General features: G+C 60.3%; 6 protein-coding genes. 2 read left to right on the top strand and 4 right to left on the bottom strand.

All coding sequences use genetic code 11. From position 1 onward, the window contains the following. Nucleotides 1-805 precede the first annotated feature (805 nt). On the bottom strand, nt 806-1729 hold the full coding sequence (gene ligD / locus Q2M23_RS43130; protein WP_316399448.1) for a non-homologous end-joining DNA ligase: 924 nt from the start codon (nt 1727-1729) through the stop codon (nt 806-808). Between the two features lie 122 nt (nt 1730-1851). Here ligD and Q2M23_RS43125 point away from each other — a divergent pair, with 122 nt between their 5' ends. Further along, the gene (locus Q2M23_RS43125; RefSeq protein WP_092090290.1) at nt 1852-2082 is read left to right on the top strand and encodes a DUF3606 domain-containing protein; all 231 of its coding nucleotides are present in this window, start codon (nt 1852-1854) and stop codon (nt 2080-2082) included. Between the two features lie 314 nt (nt 2083-2396). Here Q2M23_RS43125 and Q2M23_RS43120 read toward each other — a convergent pair whose 3' ends face one another. The 3 genes from Q2M23_RS43120 to Q2M23_RS43110 form a co-directional block, all read right to left on the bottom strand. Then, nucleotides 2397-2576 carry a hypothetical protein gene (locus Q2M23_RS43120; RefSeq protein WP_316399447.1) on the bottom strand — a complete coding sequence of 60 codons (180 nt, stop codon included), beginning with the start codon at nt 2574-2576 and terminating at the stop codon, nt 2397-2399. Between the two features lie 103 nt (nt 2577-2679). Then, complete coding sequence (locus Q2M23_RS43115; RefSeq protein WP_057019190.1) at nt 2680-2871, bottom strand: hypothetical protein; 192 nt, start codon at nt 2869-2871, stop codon at nt 2680-2682. 25 nt (nt 2872-2896) lie between these two features. Continuing rightward, nucleotides 2897-3139, bottom strand: a complete 243-nt coding sequence (locus tag Q2M23_RS43110; protein WP_316399446.1) for a hypothetical protein — start codon at nt 3137-3139, stop codon at nt 2897-2899. Nucleotides 3140-4952: 1813 nt separating this feature from the next. Here Q2M23_RS43110 and Q2M23_RS44360 point away from each other — a divergent pair. Then, on the top strand, nt 4953-5111 hold the full coding sequence (locus Q2M23_RS44360; RefSeq protein WP_200844582.1) for a sigma factor-like helix-turn-helix DNA-binding protein: 159 nt from the start codon (nt 4953-4955) through the stop codon (nt 5109-5111). Nucleotides 5112-5181: the final 70 nt, after the last annotated feature.

The raw sequence follows: 5181 nt of genomic DNA, 5'->3' as shown, positions 1-5181 counted from the left end.
TCCTCGACCACGTTGAATCTCCCTTAATATGCGATTCTCAACCCTCCAGATCGCGGCTTTCTGACTCAGTAAGATTAATGGATCATGAGGGCTGCGGCGATGCCGAACGCCGTGAGCGTTGCAACGGCCAAACAGGCCTCGGCATACGTTTAAACCCGCTGACGCAGTAAAAGCTTGCCGGTTGCCGGACATCGCCGCGTTCCGCGAAGACAACGCACCCCGTAGCGGCCCCGCGAGCAAAGATCCGGATTCCCGGCGGTCAGTGCACGAAAGCCAGCATCAGCGCAAAGGTGACCAGCGCGTAAGTGCTGGTGACGGTGATGCCCAAATACAGACGCTCCATTGCGGCCTCCTGCCCTCAAGGCGCCGCCCCCGCGCCATCAACTTAGCGCCCGCTCCGGCGCCGAGCAGCTGGAATTCCGGGTCATGGTAAATCTACGGGACCGTCCATCCGGGCTAGCCCCTGTAAGCTGCCGGCGCCGACCCCGTGGGCTCTTTGCGTCCGACTGAGGAAGTACCCCTCTCTTTCCAATTGCCGGCCCGTTGGGCTTATCACCGTGCAGAACGTGAAGCTGGAGGACGCCAGCTGCGAGATCGTCGGCAACGTCACGGCCAAGCCTCGTTTATTCGTCTGGTTGGAAGCCCTCCGGCATTCGAGGAGGACCGTCATCATTCGGCTGATTGCAGGCCGGACAGGGCGCACCGGCGCCTCCGCAAGCGCAGGCGTGCGGACCGGTCCAGGGCTGGTCCTGATGATTCTCGCACACCCATCTTGTGTCGTCGCAAAAGATGCAGCGAGGCTTGCTCATAGATCTTCTCGCACCCCACGAAAGAACGGATGCCGCACCTTGCCCTCGGCGGATTTGGCGCGGTACTCGATTTCGGCCAGCACCTTCGGCTCGACCCAGATCGCCTTGTGTGCAATGCGCTTGGTGTAGGGCTGCGTCTTGCGGATCAGCGGCGTCAGGCGTTTGCGGAGATCGGCGGCCGAGGCCTTGTCGAAGCCGTGGTCGACCTTGCCGGCGTAGATCAGCTCGTTGCCCTTGCGCCGGCCGACGTAAATTCCGTCCCATTCGTTGTCGTCCAGTGCAAAGCCGGCGATGGTCAACGTCTCGCGCTGGGCGCAGGTTTTCTTGACCCAGTCGCGGCTGCGGGTGCCGGTCGGATAGGCGCTATCCGCCACCTTCGACACCACGCCCTCATAGCCGAGCCTACAGGCATGCGCGAACATCTTGGGGCCGTCCACCTCGAAGCTTTCGCTGAACTGGACCTCGGTGCCAGCGACGAGCTTCTTCAGCAGCGCTTTGCGCTCCTTCAGCGGCAGCTTCCGGAGATCGCGGCCATTGAGATGGAGCAGGTCGAAGGCCACCATCACGATCCTGGTCGACTTACCGCGCAGCTCGTTCTGCAGCACGGAGAAGTCGGTCGTGCCGTCTGGTGAGGGAACGACGATCTCGCCGTCGATGATGGCTGATGATGCGGAAATGTGCCAGGCGTCTTGGACCACCTTCTTGAAGCGCCTGGTCCAGTCGTTGCCGCGCCGGGTGTAGATCTTCACGTCTTCATTAGCGATGTGAGTCTGAACCCGGTAGCCGTCGAACTTGATCTCGTGAATCCAGCGTGTGCCGCTCGGCACCTTCTCGATCGGCGATGCCAGGGCCGGCGCGATGAAGCCGGGAAAGAGCGCCTTGGTCCCGATCGCCTCGGGCTTCCTACGCTGAAACGCCACAACGCAACTCCACAAACAATAAGCTGATTCAAACTGGCGCAATCGCAATCGTTCCGACGCGGGTCCGCAAATGGAACGGTCGATCATAAACCGAGTTGGCCCTCATCGACAGGGAGGCCGGAATGGCAAAGAAAGCGAAGAAGCAGACCGCGCGCGGTCGCAAGCAGGACCGAGCGCGCGTCGCCGGCGGGCAGGATTACGAAGTGCGCTATGAGGCGAAGAAGACCGGCAAGTCGGCCGCATCGGTGAAGAAGGCCGTCAAGAAGGTCGGCACCAGCCGCAAGCGAGTTGAGCGTCGGCTCGGGTCGGCGATGAAAAGGTCGTTAGGAACGGCACCTTCGAAGCGACGTTAGCAATGTGCTGCTCGCGGCAGAGCGGCATCATGGATGAAAGTGCCCCGGCTCTTGCCCCCGAAGACCGGGGCACATTCTCGATCAGTTTGAGCGGCCCCGGCTGGCACCTCGCTGGGGCACCGAATCGGCCTCGGCATGTCCTCTCGCTGGGGCCGTTTCGCTTCGGGGAACAAGCAGGAGTCCAGAGGCCGTTTCGCGAGAGTAAACAGCCCGCTCCTTTGTCTCGGTGGCCGTCAGCCGCAAGCGCGTCGATCGTCGGCCGAGTTGCGGTGCCGGTCGGAGTTAGGGCCTGGTCGGCAGCAATCAACCGGTACTCATTCGATCCCGAAATCGCGCTCGTTCGGAAGCGGAATCGGCTCATGGTGACTTCGTCCCAGAAACGTGTCGGGCTTGGGCAACCCCAGCGCAGCGTTGGCTCGGGCGAGGAGATCGTCCGCTGACCTGCACAGCCGTTCGAGTTCAATCTGCAAATTCGTTGGGCGGTAAACAAGCATTGCCGGCTCCGAATAACTGGACTGCTCGTACAGGATTGAGCGTAGGCCTGAATATTTCTCGGAGCAAGGGCTTAGATGACCGGCCTCGCCGCTCGGCTCGGATCTAATGGGTCGTGGGCGCGGATATAGTCCCAATGATTTGCATGTCTTCTTTCCGCACGGTTACGCGGCGTCCTGTCTCGGCAGCGATCTTTCGGGCGGCTCGCATCGCGGAATCCTCGTCCGTCAGTTCGAGCAGGATGATGCTGCCTGTTCCCGAGAACGCGTCAGGGTTCAAGAGTTCGATGATGAACAATGGTCCCCCCTCCGGACGATCATTTTCACCGCGCGTTTATAGCGGCCTTGACGCACCGCGATTGCGCAGGATCATCCGATCTCGCACGAATCTGGTTCGTCAGCGCCTGCGCTATGATCTCGGCTTGTTCCTTGGTCAGCTTCTCGGCAAAGGGGCCATTTTTCTTTATCTGTGCCGGTCCTTTGAGTTCGCTGTCGTAGACCATCCAGCCAATGCTTCCTTGCCGAACGAGGAAACGGCCTCGCATCGGGCGTCCAATAAATTCCATTGCAACCATCCACCTGTGAAACGCAAGTTCACCGATTAGCTTGCAGGATGGTGTGCTCCGCATTGAACTATGTGAATCGTTGCGATCAACTTTGGACAAGCACCGCTCGCGCTTTCCGCAGCGAACTGAAAACGGCCCCAACGAGGGGGCCGCCAACCCGAGCGATACGGGTTTTCTTCCAGGCAGTCGGGGGGCACCTTGGCTGACCAGAAGCGCCAATTAGACGCTCTTGTCCTCTCGATGGTTCCTTGCCTACTGCGCATATTTTGGGAGAAACTGGCGGTCGCACAGGAGCGTGCTAGCAATAGCTCCGTCGGGTCGCGCCCCGGCAATATCGGACGACTGGGCCTCAGCAACGGCGTTTCGGCGTGCTGGGGCCTTTTTGCGATTACCTAAAGGGGGCGCCATCGAATTGCTAGGAAGTCGCCATCTCGCCAGACGAGCTGACACGAACTTCGGCTAGCTAAGGGCTTCAAGAGATTAACACATGCAAGTGCCGGAACTTTCGTCGCCAGCATGATCCGGTGAACCTGCCTCCAACAACACAGACCGGAATCAGGTAGCGGCTCCAGCACCGGCCTCCCGGCCCCCAGAGGTGCTGGGGCCGTTTTTACAATTAAGGGGTAATCCAAGGTGCCGTCGGCGTTTGTCGCATTCCCCGGTAATATGCAGTGCGCTCTCGGACATGAGCGCGCGTGGGGACGGCTCTGGCGCGCACGCTAGCCCCGCAAAGCGCCGGAGCCGTCTCACGGCGGCGACGGGTGCTATCCTACATGAGATGGATCACCGGCTCATAGCGGTCCAGATGCGCGGACCGAGGCTGGGGCTAATAACCGGCTCGTGGTGATCGCCAACAGAGCCAGACGGGCCGAGCGCCGTCAGCCAAGCGCGGGCCATCGCCCTCGCTGAGGGCATTTTCTTGGGCCAAGAAAAAAGCCCGGCGCGAGCGTGGTCGGCTTTCTCTTGGGCGGATGCGAAAATGAAAGAGGCCGCCAACGGAGGCGGCCGTAGCCCAAATTGGGTCATTCCGTCATTTGGTCGCTCCAGATGCGTTCGCCGCATTTGCATTCCATGAGCCGCACGGTTTTCCCGCCGACAGGATCGAGGAAGGCACGGACGAGTTCGGGGATGTCAGAGCATCTGGGGCACTGCTGCCAGTCCATGGCTTTGTGCGGCGTCGTTCGCTGATCTAGAGTGGGCTGGTTCACTTCAGTTCTCGATGCGCTCTTAGTGGACTCCTTAAGTTACAAAGTGAACAGTTGTTCCTGGGTTGCGCCGCGAATCCTAAAAAGGCATGGAACATCTTGGAGCATGCTGTTCCAGCCAAAGGCCTTTGTTTGCCTCGAAAAGCGCTAGCTCTAACCGGAACGACCGAAGGCCGGCCTCGGCGAGATGGCGTCGCCTCTGTTCACGCACCAGGATCGCATATCAATGGCTCGCTGAGCGCGATCCAATAACGCTATCGTCTCTTCGCTGAATGGCTGGCTCATGGCGCAACTCCTCCTTGCAGGCGGGAGCGCGCTCGGTCTTCAGCCACCGACGCCTACGGACAAAGCCTTCGCCGGTGATCGCGGGACAATGAGCCAGTGCAGCAAGCCTGGCAAGTTGATTTACTGTCCACCCGCGCCGGTCATCCCTTTCGGGACGACCGACGGCGAGCTTTGGGCCGGGCATCCCGTGCTAAGGGAGATACTGTCCTAATTAGGACACTCGACCGAACAAACGAGAAGGACCGGCAAATCCCGGGAAGACGAGATGACCAGGATGTGCAATTGGTACTGGCATTTCAGGACGAAACAATTCGGAGAACATCTTGCCAGCTTGGGCCGAAGAGGAAGAGCAGCGCCTGCTACAGATGATCCGCGAGACCGAGCTAACCCAGCGCGAGATCGCCCAGAAACTCGGCCGCACAGAGGCCGCAGTCAGCGCCCGACTGACGATAATGAGGAAGCGTCTCGCGGCGGGGAGCTAGTAGCTCGTCACAGTGATTTTGACTCTTTGGGTATGCCTGGATAGGCGCGCCCCAGTTTGGTGCGAGCTTT

Origin of the sequence: Bradyrhizobium sp. 33ap4 (assembly GCF_032654765.1) — a bacterium.
Lineage (GTDB): Bacteria > Pseudomonadota > Alphaproteobacteria > Rhizobiales > Xanthobacteraceae > Bradyrhizobium > Bradyrhizobium australafricanum.
The sequence above is the reverse complement of the archived record's forward strand: the minus strand, read 5'-3'. Positions and strand labels throughout refer to the sequence as shown.

Excerpts from the sequence above, each read along its gene's own strand:
- Q2M23_RS43125 (WP_092090290.1), top strand. The coding sequence starts at position 1,852 with ATGGCAAAGAAAGCGAAGAAGCAGACCGCGCGCGGTCGCAAGCAGGAC.
- Q2M23_RS43120 (WP_316399447.1), bottom strand. The coding sequence starts at position 2,576 with ATGCTTGTTTACCGCCCAACGAATTTGCAGATTGAACTCGAACGGCTG.
- Q2M23_RS43110 (WP_316399446.1), bottom strand. The coding sequence starts at position 3,139 with ATGGAATTTATTGGACGCCCGATGCGAGGCCGTTTCCTCGTTCGGCAA.